Source organism: Acinetobacter sp. N1-1, from assembly GCF_056711485.1.
In genome coordinates, this window is the sequence record NZ_JBWXUO010000012.1 from 1609253 (window position 1) to 1627251 (window position 17999).

At 34.4% G+C, this 17999-nt stretch carries 15 protein-coding genes; 6 read left to right on the forward strand and 9 right to left on the reverse strand.

Annotation, left to right across the window (positions count from 1 at the left end):
- The first annotated feature begins 3 nt into the window (after nt 1-3).
- The 3 genes from tssM to AC1MPL_RS07960 are packed head-to-tail and all read left to right on the forward strand — an operon-like array spanning nt 4 to nt 5490.
- Nucleotides 4-3753 carry a type VI secretion system membrane subunit TssM gene (gene tssM / locus AC1MPL_RS07950; RefSeq protein WP_479765253.1) on the forward strand — a complete coding sequence of 1250 codons (3750 nt, stop codon included), beginning with the start codon at nt 4-6 and terminating at the stop codon, nt 3751-3753.
- 1 nt (nt 3754) lies between these two features.
- Nucleotides 3755-4708, forward strand: coding sequence for a type VI secretion system-associated protein TagF (tagF, locus tag AC1MPL_RS07955; RefSeq protein ID WP_479765255.1), 954 nt, complete (start codon nt 3755-3757; stop codon nt 4706-4708).
- Between the two features lie 17 nt (nt 4709-4725).
- Entirely contained in the window at nt 4726-5490 is a 765-nt protein-coding gene (locus AC1MPL_RS07960) for an OmpA family protein (protein WP_479765257.1), read from the forward strand.
- 43 nt (nt 5491-5533) lie between these two features.
- Here AC1MPL_RS07960 and AC1MPL_RS07965 read toward each other — a convergent pair whose 3' ends face one another.
- The gene (locus AC1MPL_RS07965; RefSeq protein ID WP_479765259.1) at nt 5534-6247 is read right to left on the reverse strand and encodes a GNAT family N-acetyltransferase; all 714 of its coding nucleotides are present in this window, start codon (nt 6245-6247) and stop codon (nt 5534-5536) included.
- Between the two features lie 466 nt (nt 6248-6713).
- Between AC1MPL_RS07965 and AC1MPL_RS07970 the strand changes: the two genes are divergently transcribed.
- Complete coding sequence (locus AC1MPL_RS07970) at nt 6714-7184, forward strand: Lrp/AsnC family transcriptional regulator (protein WP_479765261.1); 471 nt, start codon at nt 6714-6716, stop codon at nt 7182-7184.
- Between the two features lie 33 nt (nt 7185-7217).
- Here the strand turns inward: AC1MPL_RS07970 and dapC are convergent, their stop codons facing one another.
- The 3 genes from dapC to purT are packed head-to-tail and all read right to left on the reverse strand — an operon-like array spanning nt 7218 to nt 12288.
- Nucleotides 7218-8387, reverse strand: a complete 1170-nt coding sequence (dapC, locus tag AC1MPL_RS07975; RefSeq protein ID WP_479765263.1) for a succinyldiaminopimelate transaminase — start codon at nt 8385-8387, stop codon at nt 7218-7220.
- A gap of 8 nt (nt 8388-8395) precedes the next feature.
- Nucleotides 8396-11068 (reverse strand): [protein-PII] uridylyltransferase, encoded by a 2673-nt coding sequence (gene glnD, locus AC1MPL_RS07980; RefSeq protein WP_479765265.1) that lies wholly within the window; start codon nt 11066-11068, stop codon nt 8396-8398.
- Between the two features lie 17 nt (nt 11069-11085).
- Nucleotides 11086-12288, reverse strand: coding sequence for a formate-dependent phosphoribosylglycinamide formyltransferase (gene purT / locus AC1MPL_RS07985; protein ID WP_479765267.1), 1203 nt, complete (start codon nt 12286-12288; stop codon nt 11086-11088).
- Nucleotides 12289-12460: 172 nt separating this feature from the next.
- On the opposite strand from purT, the gene AC1MPL_RS07990 reads away from it, so the two are divergent.
- On the forward strand, nt 12461-12910 hold the full coding sequence (locus AC1MPL_RS07990; RefSeq protein WP_479765269.1) for a hypothetical protein: 450 nt from the start codon (nt 12461-12463) through the stop codon (nt 12908-12910).
- Between the two features lie 47 nt (nt 12911-12957).
- Here AC1MPL_RS07990 and AC1MPL_RS07995 read toward each other — a convergent pair whose 3' ends face one another.
- The 3 genes from AC1MPL_RS07995 to brnQ form a co-directional block, all read right to left on the reverse strand.
- Entirely contained in the window at nt 12958-13173 is a 216-nt protein-coding gene (locus tag AC1MPL_RS07995) for a hypothetical protein (RefSeq protein ID WP_479765271.1), read from the reverse strand.
- 150 nt (nt 13174-13323) lie between these two features.
- Entirely contained in the window at nt 13324-13524 is a 201-nt protein-coding gene (locus tag AC1MPL_RS08000; protein WP_479765273.1) for a hypothetical protein, read from the reverse strand.
- A 328-nt stretch (nt 13525-13852) separates the two neighbouring features.
- Entirely contained in the window at nt 13853-15151 is a 1299-nt protein-coding gene (gene brnQ, locus AC1MPL_RS08005; RefSeq protein ID WP_479765275.1) for a branched-chain amino acid transport system II carrier protein, read from the reverse strand.
- A 191-nt stretch (nt 15152-15342) separates the two neighbouring features.
- On the opposite strand from brnQ, the gene map reads away from it, so the two are divergent.
- Entirely contained in the window at nt 15343-16137 is a 795-nt protein-coding gene (gene map / locus AC1MPL_RS08010) for a type I methionyl aminopeptidase (protein WP_479765277.1), read from the forward strand.
- A gap of 70 nt (nt 16138-16207) precedes the next feature.
- Here the strand turns inward: map and AC1MPL_RS08015 are convergent, their stop codons facing one another.
- Nucleotides 16208-16672 carry a MarR family winged helix-turn-helix transcriptional regulator gene (locus AC1MPL_RS08015; RefSeq protein ID WP_479765279.1) on the reverse strand — a complete coding sequence of 155 codons (465 nt, stop codon included), beginning with the start codon at nt 16670-16672 and terminating at the stop codon, nt 16208-16210.
- Nucleotides 16673-16806: 134 nt separating this feature from the next.
- Complete coding sequence (gene ychF / locus AC1MPL_RS08020) at nt 16807-17898, reverse strand: redox-regulated ATPase YchF (RefSeq protein WP_479765281.1); 1092 nt, start codon at nt 17896-17898, stop codon at nt 16807-16809.
- Nucleotides 17899-17999: the final 101 nt, after the last annotated feature.

Genomic DNA, 17999 nt, shown 5'->3' on the forward strand with positions numbered 1-17999 from the left:
AAAATGTACACAATTTTAGGATACCTTTGGCAGTACATCACTAATCCAAAGGCAATTATTGCACTTTCATTATTTATTTCACTTATATCTTCTTATAGTGTTTTACCACGCCGTATTTTTTGGCTGTTATTGGGGCTTTATCTTTTAGGTTTAATTGGTTACGGCATTTATTGGTTGATTGATCGTCGAAGAAATATTGCTAAAGGGGAAGACCTTTCAAACATTATTCAAAATGAAACAGAAAAAGAATATAGCAAGTCCAAAGACAAAGAAGAGTTGGCACAAATTCAGCAACAGATGAAGGAATCTATTCAGTTGATTCGTAAATCTAAGCTAGGTGATAAAAGTGGAAATGCTGCCTTATATGAGCTTCCATGGTATATGGTAATTGGTAATCCTGCTGCTGGAAAAAGTTCTGCAATATATAACTCTGGGTTAAATTTTCCATTCGAAGAAAAGCATCAGCAAGCCATTTCTTCTGGACAAAGCGGTACAAAAAATTGCGATTGGTTTTTTTCTACTGATGGAATTTTATTAGATACGGCAGGACGTTATTCAATTTATGCCGAAGATAAAGAAGAGTGGTTAGATTTCCTTGGTTTATTAAAGAAAAATCGTTCTAAAGCACCGATTAATGGATTATTAGTGGTGGTCAGTGTTGCTGAACTGGTTAGTCAAAGTCCTGAAAAATCATTGCAACTTGCGAAAAATCTACGTGCCCGTATTCAAGATATTACCGAACGTCTAGAAGTAATTGTACCAATTTATGTGGTATTTACAAAAATGGATCTTATTGCTGGCTTCACAGAGTTCTTTGAATGTTATGAAGGCAAAGAGTTCGATCAGGTTTGGGGGGCAACATTGGCTTATGATGCAGAATCGTCTCAAAACGCAATGCAATTATTCGATGAGCATTATACGATTTTGCATGATGGGTTAAAGAACTTAAGTACAACGCATCTAAGTCGCAGACATGCAGATAATGTTTCACCAAGTGTAATGACCTTTCCACTTGAATTTAAAATGATTAAACCTGCTTTAAAATCATTTATTGGTGCTTTATTTGAAGATAATCCATACCAATTCAAACCTGTATTCCGTGGCTTTTACTTTACAAGTGCATTACAAGATGGCCATATTGAAAGTCCAATGACAGACAAAATTTCAGAAGATTTTCAATTACAGCGTGTTGCTTTAGGCGAAAGTATAAATCGCAATAAAGCGGGCTTACAAACGCATGGTTACTTTTTGAAAAGTCTTTTCTCTGAGGTTGTGCTTAAAGATAAGAATCTTGTAAAACAGCATATTAACTCGAATAGAAAGCGCCAAAGGCATATTTTATTTATTGTTGGATTACTGGCAGTTTCTACTATACTTGGGCTTTGGGTTTGGTCTTATAAAAACAATCAACAATTGATTGCAGATGTTCAGGCAGATTTTAATAAAGTTGAAAAAATAGAAAAAGTATCTAGTAGAGATTTACCTACTCAACTTGATGCATTATTGATTCTACAAAATAGACTACAGCAATTAGATGATTTAAATCAGCAATCTTCTTATAAGTTTTCTTTTGGTCTATACCAAGGCGAAAAGCTATATGAAAAAGTGAAAATTGAATACTTAAAGGGTATTCAAAAGATTATCTTGCAACCAACCAATGAAAGAGTTGAAGACTATTTAAAACGTGTAAAAGGGAAAGAAGATACATTACTTAAACATACTGAAGCACCACAAGTAACTCAAGCTAAACAATCATTAGACCCATCTGAAACAGACCCTCAAGATATTTATAATGCGCTTAAACTTTATATTATGATGGGGAATCCTCAATATATTGATCCTACACATTTGAGTGATCAGATTACTCGATTTTGGAGATCGTGGTTAGATGAGAATAAGGGTAGTGCGCCTAAAGCAGAAACGACTCAAAAAGCAGAACAAGTACTCAGTTACTTAATCACATTATCTACAGATAAGCATTTTCCTGTTTTACAGTCTAATCCACATTTGATAGATCAGACACGTCAATTACTTATTTCAGTTGTACAAGCAACACCAGCGATCAATCGTGTTTATAGCCAAATTAAAACACGTGCTGCTGTTCGTTTTCCTCCGTTAACTATTGCGCAAATTGTTGGGAACGACAATAAAAAAACAATTTTTGGTGGTTATGAGTTATCAGGTGCTTTTACGCAAAAGGCATGGGAAGAGTATGTTTCTAAAGCAATTGATGAAGCTGCAAATAAACCAACCGATACTAAAGATTGGGTTTTAAATAGTGTACGTGCAGATGATCTCACTCTAAGTGGTAGTCCAGACCAAATTCAAAAGCAATTGGTACAATTGTATAAACAGGATTATGTGAATGAGTGGAGAAAATTCTTAGGTGAGGTTCATTATGCGAAAACAGATGACTTTACGACTGCTGTTCAATTTATAGATGTTTTGGGAGAGCAAAAGCGTAGTCCAATCCGTATTTTAATGGAAAAAATTGCTCAGGAAACGAGTTGGGATAATCCTGTGGTTCAGGCTGAACTCGCGACACCTCAAACAGGATTTGTCGCATGGTTTAAACGCACAGTGCTTAATCAAACAAGTTCTAACGTAGTTGCACGTGAGGTTGCCCAACAACCACAAGGTTATATTTCTCAAGAGTTTACGTTCTTTTATGAATTTGTGAGAAAACGTGATGATCAGCAAAACAAGTCATTGCTAGATGATTATTTAAACAATTTGGCACAGGTACGGAGTAAGTTTAATAACCTTAAGAATACTGGAGACATTGGGCCAAATGCTTTAATGACAGTGAGTCAAACATTAAATGATCAGAATTCTATTTTTAATTCAGTTCAAAAAAATATGGATGAAAAATTAACAGTTGGCCTTAACTCACAAAATCAACAAATTGTGCATAAAATTATCGTGAGTCCATTTATACAGTGTTTTGAGAGCTTACTTACACCTGCTCAAAATGAGGTTAATAAACTATGGAATTTACAGATCGTTCAGCCATTTAATCAGAACTTGGCGAAGAAGTATCCATTTAATGGCACAGCAAATATTCAGGCAACCAGTGCGGAAATTGGTCAAATATTTGGAGAAAATGGCAGTATTGCACGTTTTGTAAAAGAAACATTAGACTCATTAATTGTACGCCGTGGTTATGTTATTTCATCTAAAACTTGGAAAGATTTAGGGGTTAATTTAAATCCACAATTTATTGCGAACTTCCAAAGTTACGTTGCACCTGCAAATGGTGTTGCTACGGGCGGAATTAATCAGGCACCTGTTGCAGCTAATCAATCTAACTTCCAATTTTATCCTTTACAGAATCCAACACTTTTATCGTATACGTTAGACATAGATGGTCAACGTATGTTCTATGAAAATGGGATTCAACAATGGGTAAGTTTTGTTTGGCCAAATCCAGGTTCAACACCGGGTGTGCGTATCACAGTGGTTGATCTTGAAGGAAAAGTACATACTATTTTTGATGCACCGGGTGAATATGGGATTAATCGATTAATTGATTCTGCTCAACGTAATCAACATGACGGTGTTATGGAAATGACTTGGGCAAACCCTAAAAACTCAGAGCTTTATGTGAAATTAAACTTCCGTTTAATTAGTGGGAATACAACCAGTAATGTAGGTTCTGGGCGTGGTTATGCAGGATTAAAACTTGTTGATCAAGTAACGGCGAATAAAGTTGCAAGAGTGGTTTCTGCACAGTCAATGGCAGGAGCAAAGTAATATGCAAACTTTAATCTCGACACCATTTTATTATGGAAAAAATCCATCTCGTGGAGATTTTATAAAGAGTAAAGGTCAAAATGCATTAACTCAAACAATTGATCAATGGATTACTCAAGCATTGGATATCTGCATAAAATCAGATTATTTTTCAGTACGTTATAATAACCTTGCACCTTTAGATTTCTTTATTGCAAATCCTCAAGGTAAGAACTTTTTAGTTGCAAATTTAGTGGCGAGTGAAGACAGTTCGGGTAGAAAGTTTCCTATGGTTCTTGGGCAGTTTCTAGAGGTGCAATCACCTCTAGAGAACATGTTATATGCACCATATGCTTATAAACAGGTACTTTTGAATTTGCTTCGAGAAAATATCTCACTGCGCAAAGCAACAAACTCAACAGAATTATTGGAGCGTTTGGCTGATCTGAATACACAGATAGAGGTTTTTACTGCGCACAGTCATACTGACTTTTTAGATGAACATACTGTCTATTCATTTGCAAAACTCATGAATATGAGTATGGCTGAGCTTGCACAAATGATGATCGCACTTGGACTTCTATTACAACCTGTTATTCAGCATGGAACGGGTAAGTTGAATAAAGTGTTGGTGATTCCAATTTTCAATGACACATATAAATATGAAATTTCGGCTTTTTGGGTTGGTCTCATTAATCAGTTTATCGGTAAACAAAATACGGATGTTCTTATAGGAGTTCTACATCAAGAAAGCCCAGTATTATTATTTGGCTTTCAGGGAACAGACATTCGTGCATTAAGCGACATATTAATTCAGGATTTTTCAACATCACGATGGGTTACTTTAAAAGATACAGCATGGATTGAGCAGTATCTCGACCAAAATATTGGGTTAGTTCGATTAAAACAAGCTTTGTGTGATCGTCAGATGAGTTTAAGACAAGGCATAAAAATGTTTATGCAGATATTTATATAAGATATGGCTGAAAAAAAATGAACAGATTGATGTTAAAGTCAGTAATTACCAATTGTATTATGATTGCAAGCTTAGGGGTAACCCAATTCGGTCATACACAGCCAATTATTATTGAGGGTGTTGTACCTAACGAAGCCAGTAAAAAAACAGTGCTAGATAAATTACATAGTGTATATGGAAATGATCAGGTAGTTGATCAAATTGAGGTGAGATCGGTATCTGTACCCAGTGAATGGACAAGTGCTGTTGAAAAATTAATTAATACTGATCTTAAAAAAGTGAAACAGGGGCAACTCATGGTTCAAGGTACATATGTTGAGTTGACAGGTAAAATATCTGATCAAAATGATAAAGCTATTCGGACAGCTTTTCAGTCTATTATAGATCCAATGTTTGATTTTAATTCAAATTTATCTATAGATGTGAAAGAGCAAAAAATTGTTGATGATGCATTAAAAAATCGAATTATTGAGTTTGAATCTGGTAGCGCTATTTTAACTGTAACAGGACAGCGAATTTTAGATGAAATGGCATTGGCTCTACAAAAACTAAATGGTAAGAATATTAAAATTATTGGGCATACCGATAGCTCAGGTGATTTAAAGAAAAATACGCTATTAAGCTATGATCGTGCTGAATCAGTTAAAAAGTATCTGATTTCAAAGGGGATTAATTCATCAAGTTTAAGTGCGCATGGATTAGGACCAGAAAAACCAGTGGCAGATAATACAACTGCAGAGGGTCGTAAGAAAAATAGACGTATAGAGTTTGAGGTTATATAGCTTGTATGTCATACACACTATTACGTGTAGGACATATCAAAAACTATAAATTTTTCTGATCACGTATTTGTTGAATAGATAAAATCTGTTGACCATCTTGATCAAAGTTATTTGGATCTAACCAAGATTGAAGTACAGATTTATTGAGTGACCATTCACTATCTATTAAAGAAAACCAAGATGTGTCTCTACTTCTATTTTTATAAACAATGAGCTTTCTAAAAGTACCTTCGTAGGTAAATCCTAAACGTAGTGCTGCTTTTTTAGATGGCTCATTAAAAGAGTCACATTTCCATTCATATCTTCTATATTTAAGTTCGTCAAATACATATTGCATGAGGAGAAATTGAGCTTCTGTTGCGATTGTGGTTTTTTTAAGTAAAGGTGAATAAAGTACATACCCCATTTCTACAACACCGTTTGCTGTATCTATACGCATAAGAGCAATAGAGCCTACGGCTTTTTGGCTTTCTTTATTTATTACAGCATAATGTATAGGATCTTGGGTCATTTCAAATTGTCTTGCATATTCAAGATAATCATTAAAACTTTGAAAAGGCCCTATCGGTAACCATGTCCAATCTCTATCGTCTGGTGCTTGACTATAAGCATCATACAAATCTTGTGCATGCTGATTTACGATATAAGGTTCTAATTTGCAGTATTGGCCATCAAGTATTTTCCTTTGGGGATAAGCTCGCTCACTCCAGTTGGGTAAAGGCTCGCCAATAGGTTGATCATATTTATTTGTATGCATGATAAATACCTTTTTAAAAGATTATCTTAATATCTAATATGATGTATAGGAATGTAAATAGCTACTAGAAATATTTCCCTGTATTTTTCGAAAAACAATAAAAAAATAGGCTGTAAATAAAACAATTGGGAAAAAATTGTAATTAATGTTTTTTTTGTGGAATTTTTTCTAGAAATAAGTCAATATTTATTTTATTTAGGAAAATAATTCGATTCGGTTAGCGCTATATTATAAATCAGGGTGTGATGGGGATCGAGAATATCGTCAGTTAGATTGGGAGATTGCTGACTTAACTCAAAAGGTTCGTTCTCGGCTTTAAACACAGTAAACCAAAAGTTGATCTGTATCAGTAATATGTTACCAACATAGAGCTGTTTAAAGTAAACTAATTGTTTTCCCTTGACCCTTAAAATTTTATACCTACCTCGATATATTTTCCTTAAAAATCTTAACTATAAGGGAAAATATGCAACTCGATCGTTTTGATAAACAAATCCTTGAAATTTTAACGCACGAAGATTTAAATTTAAATGAATTATCTGAGCGAATAAATTTATCTGTTAGTTCTGTACATCGCCGTATTAAGCTACTTATTGAAGCAAATGTGATGACAGGCTTAAAAAGAGAAATTAATTATGCAAAATTAGGTTTTAAATTACATATTCTTTTGCAAGTTTCCTTAAGTAAGCATGACAGTGAAACTTTTGATATTTTTTTAGCAGAAATTGAATCGATTGCTGAGGTAATTAATGCTTATTTGGTAACAGGACAGAGTGCAGATTTTATTGTAGAACTTGTTGCTAAAGATATGGAAAACTATAGTGAAATTCTTCTGCGCCATATTGCAAAAATAGACAATGTGACTGCACTACATTCGAGTTTCGTAATTAAAAAGTATGATGTGTTTAATTGTCATAGTATGTTGAGTCATATTTAATAAAATAAATGGGGAGTATAACTCCCCATATCTTTATAAAATATTTTTTAGTCGCTTGACGACTTCCTCACATTGTTGAATATCTGCGACAAGTGCCATACGTACATGATTTTTTCCTGGATTACCATGAGCAGTTTCTCTAGATAAATAACGCCCAGGAAGTACTTTAATATTTGCCTGTTGTAATAATTTTTTGGCAAAGGTTTCATCATTATCTACTTTTAACCAATAGTAAAATCCTGCATCTGGTTTTTGTAATGGGAGTAAATGACCTAGCTCGTTTTGGAATAGATCAAACTTTTGACGATATAGTTTTCTATTTTCTTCTACATGGGTTTCATCATTCCATGCAATCATAGAAGCGATTTGGTGTTGTACAGGCATTGCTGCACCATGATAGGTTCTATATTGTAAGTATGGTGCTAATAGTGTTGTATCGCCAGCGATAAAGCCAGAGCGCATCCCTGGTAAGTTTGAACGTTTTGACAATGAATGAAATACAACACAATTTTTATAATCATTGCGTCCCATATCTGCACATGCTTCAAGCAATCCGACTGGTGGTTGTTCAAACCATAGTTCTGAATAGCATTCATCTGAAGCAATTGTGAAGTTGTATTGATCAGAGAGTTTAATCAGTTTTTGAAGTTGTTCTTTAGAAAATGTTGCTCCTGTTGGGTTGCCTGGAGTACATATAAAGAGAAGTGTTGCTTTTTTCCATACTTCTGCAGGTACTGCATCAAAATCGCCTAAATATCCATTTTCTGCTGTACAATTAATAAAGTATGGTGTGCCTCCTGCTAATATTGTTGCCCCCTCATAGATTTGATAAAAAGGGTTGGGCATGACTACATATGGATTGTCTTCACGGTTAATAACTGCTTGTACGAATGAAAATATTGCTTCACGTGTACCAGAAACGGGTAAAATTTCTGCATCAGCGCTAATGGTATTTAAATGAAACCGTTTTTTTAGCCAATTTGCGATTGCTTCGCGTAGTTCAGGTAGACCTTTGCTACTTGGGTATGTTGAAAGGTGTTTAAAGTTTTGGTTTAAAGAGTCAATAACAATCTGTGGCGCAGGATGTTTTGGTTCGCCAATAGATAGTGGAATAAGTGGTAAGTCGACAGTTTGAATATCTAAAAAAAGTTTATTTAACTTTTCAAAAGGATATGGGTGTAATTGTGATAAATGATGATTCATAAATATGCTTACCGATGTTGAATAGTAACTTGATTAGATGCTTCATCTAAAGCAGCTTTTAACTGTTGTGTAAGAAGATTAGATTCTTCTTGAGAAAGCGGGATATCATCTTTTTTTGTGACAAAGAATATATCTTCAGCTTTTTCGCCAAGTGTGACAATTTTAGCAGAGTGTATATCTAATCCTTGCATCATGAATAATCCACCAATTTTTGCAAGTAAGCCAGGATGATCAAGTGTAGAAATTTCTACAATATTTTTTTGTAGTGATATATCAAAACGAATAGATACTTTATTTTCGATATTAAAATGTCTAAGTTGTCTAGGAATACGGCGTTGCATTAAATTTGGATATTGGTCTAAATGGCTAAGTGCTTTGATAAGGGCATTTTTTACGGTATCTTGACGTTCGGGATCATTTAGTAATGTGCCAAAACGGTCTAATACAATATAGGTATCTAAACTAAAGTCTGTATTTGATGTAATAATTCGTGCATTTTGTACATCAAGATTCATTCTGTCGAGTACAGCAACAGTGGTTGCAAATAGGTTGGGTTTATCTTGTGTGTAAATAAATACTTGAATGGCATCTTGAGCCGCCTGACGCTGTGCTCGTAAGAGTATAAGAGGTGTTGGGTTGTCGCCGTGCTCAAGAATGGCTTTAGTATGCCATACAATTTCATCAGCAGATTCTTTGATGAAGTATTCATCACCAAGTGCTTGCCAAACTTTTTCGACTTCTATAAGTGAAAACTCATGTACAAGTTTCTCACTGGCAGTGAATTTTGTATCTTCTATGAGCATTTGATAGTCAACAGGCCGATCTAATCCGTGACGAATGACTTCTCTTGTTTGTGTATAGAGCTGACGCATTAAAGAAGCGCGCCATGTATTCCACAGTTTAGGATTGGTGGCGTTAATGTCTGCAACGGTTAGCGTATATAAGTAATTGAGATAATCTATGTTTCCAAGTTTATCTGCAAATGCTTTAATAACATCTGGGTCGGAAATATCTTTCTTTTGTGCGGTAAGTGACATCAGTAAATGATTCTGTATCAGCCAAACAATAAGCTCTGTATCGGGCTTAGAAATACCATGTGCTTCACAAAAGTCATAAGCATCTTGTGCGCCAAGCTCACTATGGTCACCGCCACGTCCCTTTGCAATATCGTGGAAGAGTGCAGCTATCATAATAATTTCCTTACGTCTAAGGCGCTGATATACAGAGCTGACAACAGAAAATGATTTGGCAAACTCAGGCTCTTGAAATCTTTCTAAATTACGGAGTAATAGTAGCGTATGTTGGTCTACCGTATATATATGGAATAAATCGTATTGCATGAGACCCATAATTTGGCCAAAAGCAGGTAGATACTTTCCGAGTATGCCATACCGCCGCATATGTGAAAGTGTTTCGTAGAGGCGTGTAGATGAGCGAATAATATTGATGAATAAATGACGATGTTCAGGGTTGTCTCTAAAATTTTCATCTATACTTTTTGCTGAAAGTACAAGCAGACGTAATGTGCGTGCACGAATTCCTGTAATTTCAGGATGAATACCAATAAGATAAAATATTTCTAAGATAGCACTAGGCTGTTCTGCAAATATTTTATGATGTTGAACTGCAATCTTTCCATCAATCAGTTTAAAACGATCATTCAGGATAACAATATTTTTTTCTGTATTTTGGTCTCTTGGCTGAATTGCAACTTGATTGAAATAATCTAATAGAATTTCATTTAGCGTAAATACTTGTTGTGCCATTCTATAGTAGCGTTTCATAAACTGTTCTATAGAATAGTTACGGTGTTGGTTTTCTTGATGGGCATAGCCAAATTTTGCTGCAATCTCGCGTTGATAATCAAATAGCAATCTATTTTCATCACGTTTGGTGAGTTTGTGTAGGTGGTGCCTAATTTCCCAGTAGAAAGTTTCGGCTTGTTCTAGCATTTCTAGTTCAAATTCAGAGATAAAGCCCAAGTGAACTAAATCATAAATACGATTTACACGGAAATGTCGCTTTGCAACCCAACCAATTTGGTTCATATCTCGAATACCACCCGGGGCATTTTTAATATCAGGTTCTAGGTTGCTTTCAGTATTGTTATGTTGAGCATGGCGATTCTTTTGTTCTAGCATTTTTTCATCAAAGAATTCACGATCGGTCCAGACATCATTAACAGTACGCCGTGGCCATTTCGCTAAAGTTTCATTGCCAATAATAAGCCTAGCTTCAATAAGAGATGTCGCAATGGTAAGATCAGATTTTGATTGTTCTATACATGATTGTAGGGTGCGTACACTGACGCCTGGTTTAATATTTATATCCCATAAGAGCGCAATAAACTTTGAAATTTTTTCTTCTTGTTCTGTTGTAAGTTCAGATGTAGATAATATCATGATGTCTACATCTGAATAAGGCAACATTTCTCTTCGACCATAACCACCAACAGCAAAGAGAGAAATGGTTGTTTCTTCTGAGAATTTAGTCATTTTCCATAAAAATGTAAGTGCATCATCAATTGCATTAGATCGAGCCAATACAATGTCGCGGATGCTGTAACCATATTCCTCAAAGTTTTGATCAAGCTGTTGTTCTATATCATTTCGCCATTGTTGTAATGAAGAAACATCTTGGTCATGTTGAATATATTCGGTTAAAGCATGCATTTTTACCATTGTATTTGCCCTTTTCTTTATGCTTTTACACTTATTTGTTTTGCAGATTCTCGTGCAATTTCACGAGCACTATCAGTTGTTGTTGCACGTGCAGTAATGACGCCCATACGACGCTTTAAGAAGCCCTCGGGCTTACCAAAAAGGCGTAAGTCCGTATTAGGGTTTGCAAGTGCTGTATCTAAGTTATTAAATGAAAGGTTTGCACTATTTTTACCTGCATAGATTACAGCACTTGCAGCAGTGCTATGCTGTTCAGTATTTACAGGTAAACCTAAAATAGCACGTGCGTGAAGCTCAAACTCATTTTGAAATTGAGAGGCAAGGGTAACTAAGCCTGTATCGTGTGGGCGAGGTGAAACCTCACTAAACCAAACTTTATCGCCTTTTACGAAAAGTTCAACACCGAAAATACCACAGCCACCTAATGCAGTTGTGATTTTATCGGCAATATGTTGTGCGGACTCTAATGCAGTTTGAGACATTGGCTGTGGTTGCCAACTTTCGATGTAGTCGCCGTTTTGTTGTTGATGACCAATGGGGTTGCAAAAGTGGGTTTCAATTGCATCAGATGAAGGGTTCTTTGCACGTACGGTAAGTAGTGTAATTTCAAAATCAAAGTCGATTTGCGATTCTATAATGACTTTGCCTTGGTTTACACGTGCAGCTTGCATTGCATATTCCCATGCAGCATCGACCTCCTCAAAACTTTTAATGTGAGATTGTCCCTTACCGGATGATGACATCACAGGCTTAACAAAATTTGGGTAGCCAATATCATCACAGGCAGCACGAAAAGATGCTAGATTGTCTGCGAAACGGAAATTTGATGTAGGTAAGCCGAGTTCATCTGCTGCTAAGGTACGAATACCCTCGCGATTCATTGTCAGATTGACCGCTTTTGCTGAAGGGATAATCGTTGTTTTATTTTGTTTTTCTATATGAAGTAAAACCTCAGTTGCAATGGCTTCAATTTCAGGAACGACTAGATTAGGTTGTACTTCATCTATGAGTTGTTGTAATGCAATTGGATCTGCCATATTTAAAGTATGTGAGAAGTGAGCAACTTGCATTGCAGGTGCATTAGAGTAGCGGTCGGCAGCATGTACTTCAACACCTAAACGCTGTAAGGAGATAACAACTTCTTTACCAAGTTCTCCTGAGCCTAATAATAATACTTTGAATGCTGATGATTGTAGAGGCGTTCCAATTGTAATACTCATGTCATTATTCCTTGTTTCAGGTTATTTTAGAATAACAGAACTCACAATAGTGTTAAGTATCCAAAAGCATAATTTGTGAATAAAATTACCAATTTAGGCATATTTTTTATATTGCAGTAATTTGATGTATCTTATAGCGTAGTGTATCGCATGAGTAAGAAGTGAAATCGTTATGATGTTGTACAAAAAACAGTATATGGCTCTAGCACTCATTGGTGTGATGCTCGGGTTAACCGCATGTAATAATAACAATGGTCAAAAGGTTGAAATTAAGCCTGCACCTAATTTGAGCAAAGATGCAACAGCATATGCAAAAAAATCTTGGGAATTAATGAATCGAGTTGAGCCAATGGTTGAAAATCATGAGTTGACAAAAATTGATAGTGAAGTACGTAAGCCTTTGCGAGAGCTTGGTAGTCAATGGATGATTAATGTAAAAATGGGTGACTCTGTAGCAGAAGGTAACTTTGCATTATGTAGAAAAGCAATGGTTAGTTTGGATACATGGGCACGTGCTGTGCAATCTAATGATAATTCTCAAGCTAATGAAAAGGAAAGTTACTTACATAATAAAGGCTTGTGTAAAAGTGCACTAGATAATCCTTCGTTAGGAAACAGTTAAAAAAAGAAGGTGATTATCACCTTCTTTTTTTGGATATGAAAATTTTATTACTTTTGATTCATTGGCATTTTAGACATTGAATCGTGGCTCATTTTTTTGTCTGATTTAGCTGCATTAGAACCAGATTTAGCAACACATTTTCCACCTTTATGATGTGGGCCTGTGCCACCTTGTAAAGATGAGCCTTTAGGGCAAGCCATCGCACCTGCGCTTAGTATTGCAACGCTTAATGCAAGAATAGAAGTAGAAAGTAGTTTTTTCATTGTATTTTACCTATATAGGATAGAAAATATTTAAACAATATAAGGATAATCAATTAAAAATACAAACTGCAAGAAATAACTCGTTTTTTTATTGATTTTAATTTGTTATTTTTAATGTAATTTAAAAGAACTAGATGAATCTAGTTCTTTTTATTGTGAATTTGCATTTTTTTGACGAAATTTTGCATCAACCATTGCCCAAACAGAAAAAGCAATAGATGCAAAAATTGCATATAAAAACTGCTCAGCTTTTAAGTTACCACTAATAACACCCTGAATACTTAGAGTAAGTAAAAGCGCTACAGTCATAACCACATAAATAGCAATATTGGGATTTATTTTTACATTCATGATTGCCTCCAATATATATACTTAGATAAAAAATATCTTCAGATAAGTTAGATTAAGTTTAGTATTTTACTTGGAATTATTGAAAAGTCAATTTATTGCTATCAAAGTTTTATTACTAAATTATGACACAATTAAGTAATTTTAAAAAATACATAATAAATTTAGCTTCAAATACAATAATCGGTGAAATTTATTGACTTAGCTCACCAAAGCTGTGAGCTTTATATAGAAATAAAGATAATTTTTCGGTAGGAAATTTAAGGTAATAAACTGATTTGAGAAATAAAAATGGCTCAAAAATTACTTTTGAGCCAGAGTGGCATACATACTATACGCTTTTATTCATTCTATCGAAAATCACAGAAATTAATAAAACAATTCCGCATGGTATAACCCAAGCCAAATTTTGTTCTGCTAAAGGTAATGTTTGTAAAAATGAAGGTACGATTGAAGCAAAAGATGATGCTTTAATGCCTTCAATAATTCCAAAAATAAGTGCAACACCTGTTACAGGGAATAGTACAGAAGAAGATCTATTAAAGAATTTCCAAAAGAAACTTAAAACAATAACAATAATTGCTGGTGGATAGATGGCTGTTAAAATAGGAACAGAGAAAGCAATTAACTTTGTTAAGCCAAGATTTGAAATAATAAAGGCAAATCCAACTAATAATAATACAAGTAACTTATAAGATATATTTGTTAGTCTATGAAAGTATTCTGCACATGAACATGTTAAGCCAATTGCAGTAACAACACATGCTAAGAAAATAAGTGCACTTAAAAAGATCGAACCTAAATTTCCAAATGAATGCTGGACAAAAGCATGAAGAATAACAGCACCATTACTTGCATTTGGAATAAAGGAATGACTTTGAATACCTAATCGGAATAGGCATAAATATAGCGCCGTTAATCCAACGCCTGCCATAATACTTGCAATAATAGCATAGCGAGTTATTAATTTATGGTCAGTTACACCACGTGAAGCAATTGCTTGTGTAATAACAATACCAAATACTAAAGCACCTAGAGTATCCATAGTCAGGTAGCCATTCACTAATCCTTCAGATACAGGACGGATAGCATAGTTATTAATTGGTGGTGCAACAAATATAATAGGTAATATAAGTGTTGTAATACATAAAATTGCTAATGCAGCTATTTTTAATGGTGCAAGGACTTTACCGATGGTATCCAATAATTTCGTTGGATAAAGAGATACGATACCTACAATAATAAAATAAATTGCGCTGTAAATTACAAGAGATGATGATGAATTGCCAAAATATGGAGATAATCCAATTTCATATGAAACAGTAGCTGTGCGAGGTGTAGCGAATAGAGGGCCTACCGCTAAGTAACAGACAATTGTTAAAATAAGGCTCGCGAATCTTCCAATAGGTGCACTTAATGTTTCAATAGATCCACCAACACGAGCTAAAGCAATAATTGTTAGAACTGGAAGACCAACACCTGTAATTAAGAAACCAAAGGCAGCTAACCAAACGTGATCTCCAGCTTGCTGTGCCACAATAGGCGGAAAAATAATATTGCCAGCTCCAATAAAAAGAGCGAAGGTCATAAAACCCAAAGCAATGATATCCCTAATACTAAGTTTAGTCATAACATCGAACAATAATAAAAAGTAATGTTATATTGTAGTGCAAAAGGGAGTATTTTGAAATTATTGTTTAATTCTTTAAAAAAAAAGGGAAATATTTTACTATAGAGGAAAGTAATTAATATTTCTTTTCAAATAGCCTAAGCGTAATATTTTAGGAAAGAAATTATTTTCACAAATACCAAGGTAAAGAGATGTATAACCCTAAAGTAAGTATAAAAACAACAGAGGAAATTGAGAAACTTCGTATAGCTGGACGACTAGCTGCGCAAGTTTTATATATGATTAAAGATCATGTTAAACCAGGTGTAAGTACAGAATATTTAGATGATATATGTAATGATTATATTGTAAATACTTTGGGAGTTATTCCTGCAAATGTAGGATATTATGGGTATACTAAAACAACATGTATATCTAAAAATGAAGTTGTATGTCATGGAATTCCGTCAAAAACAGAAATATTAAAAGATGGTGATATTATAAACATTGATGTTGCAATTATTAAAGATGGTTATTATGGAGATACAAGTCGAATGTATCCTGTAGGAAAAATTACATCACAGGCAAAGAACTTAATTGAAGTGACATACGAAGCTATGAAAGCAGGGATTTACGAAGTTAGGCCAGGAGCAACTTTAGGGGATATTGGTCATGCTATTCAATCATTGGCACAGAAAAATGGATATAGCATTGTTAGAGAATATTGTGGTCATGGAATAGGTAAAGTTTATCATGAGCAGCCTAATGTACTTCATTATGGAAGTGCAGGTCACGGATTAAAACTAAAAGAGGGAATGGTATTTACTATCGAGCCAATGGTAAATCTAGGAAAAGCTGGTGTAAAAGAGTTATCAGATGGTTGGACTGTAGTTACAAAAGATAAATCATTATCTGCACAATGGGAACATATGATCGTTGTAACCCAGTCCGGCTTTGAACTTTTAACTCCTTGGCCTGAAGGAACAGGAACTTACTCTAAAATTTAAAACAATCGATGCTTAAAAGCATCGATTGTTTGCTTTAAACTTAAAATAGCCTAAGCATAAGAATTTTTAATTAATATTTCAAATTCTTAAATACTAATTGTAAATTACCCATAGTTTTTTCAATTTGAAGAGGGGTTAATCCATCAAATGTTCTTACTAAAATTGCATTCGTTAAATCATTTGTTTTATTTAAAATATCTAAACCAGATTTTGTAATATTTACACGTGTAATACGGCCATCATCATTACATGAGTAGGTGTCAACTAATCCTTCATTTTTTAAGCGGTAAATAATCTTTGTTGTTGTCGACATTTTAAGTATAAGCATCTCTGAAATTTCAGAAATGCTTGCATGAGGTGTAATAAGTAAAGCATTTAGTATACGTTGTCGAGAATGATCAATCCCGTATTTCTTAAGTACATGATCAACGCCTTGAACATATTGTGCATACACTTGAGTAACCCAGTGAAAAAATAAAAAATCCTGATTTTCCATATCAGTTGAAGGTAAAAACCTTAAATATTTTTTAGACATTAAAAACCAAACTAAGACAATAAAATTTCAAATAATTGTGACCTATTTCACAAAAAAATACAAATATATAATTTATTTTTTTAGTTATTAAGCAAGCTTTATATTTAAAACTTGCTTCTAAAATATACTTTTAATTAAACATTAAAACGGAAATGCATTACATCACCATCTTGAACGATATAACTTTTACCTTCTAGACGCCATTTACCAGCATCTTTAGCCCCAGACTCACCATTAAATTGAATGAAATCTGTATAAGCCACAACTTCTGCACGAATAAAGCCTTTTTCAAAATCAGTGTGAATCACACCAGCTGCTTCAGGTGCAGTTGCACCAACTTTTACAGTCCATGCACGAACTTCTTGAACACCAGCTGTGAAGTAAGTTTGTAAACCAAGCAACCCGTATCCTGCACGGATTACAACGTTAAGTCCTGGTTCTTCCATATCCATCGCTTCTAAGAATTCTGCGCGGTCTTCATCTTCTAATAGAGAAATTTCAGCTTCGATTTGATTACATAGAGGAACAACGATAGCATTTTCTTCTTTTGCAAGTTCACGTACAGCATCTAGATAAGGGTTGTTTTCAAACCCATCTTCTGCCACATTTGCAATATACATAGTTGGTTTTAATGTCAGTAGACCATAACCACGAAGGGCTTTTTTATCATCATCAGATAAATCTGCAGCACGAGCAGGGCGACCTTCATTTAAAAGAGGCAATATTTTTTCAAGAACGGCTTTTGTAGCAATTGCTTCTTTATCACCACCCTTTGCATTTTTTGTAAGACGCAGAAGAGATTTACTTACAGTATCTAAATCTGACAGTGCTAATTCTGTATTAATAGTAGAAATATCATCTAATGGGTCAATTTTACCATTTACATGAATAACATTTTCATCTTCAAAGCAACGTACAACATGTGCTATAGCATCTGTCTCTCTAATATTTGCTAAAAATTGGTTACCTAAACCTTCACCTTTAGAGGCACCAGCAACTAATCCCGCAATATCTACAAATTCCATTGTTGTTGGTAGAATACGTTGTGGCTTTACAATTGCAGATAGTTTATCTAAACGTTCATCTGGTACAGGCACGATACCTGTATTTGGTTCAATTGTACAAAATGGAAAATTTTCAGCAGCAATAGCAGCTTTTGTTAAGGCATTAAATAAAGTTGATTTACCAACGTTTGGAAGACCTACAATACCGCAATTAAAACCCATGCAATACTCACAAAGATGTTATATAAAATTGTTTTCGATTTTACATTAAAGTTTAAGTAAAGTCAGGCAATCATTCATACAAGAATAATTTTAAAAGAAAT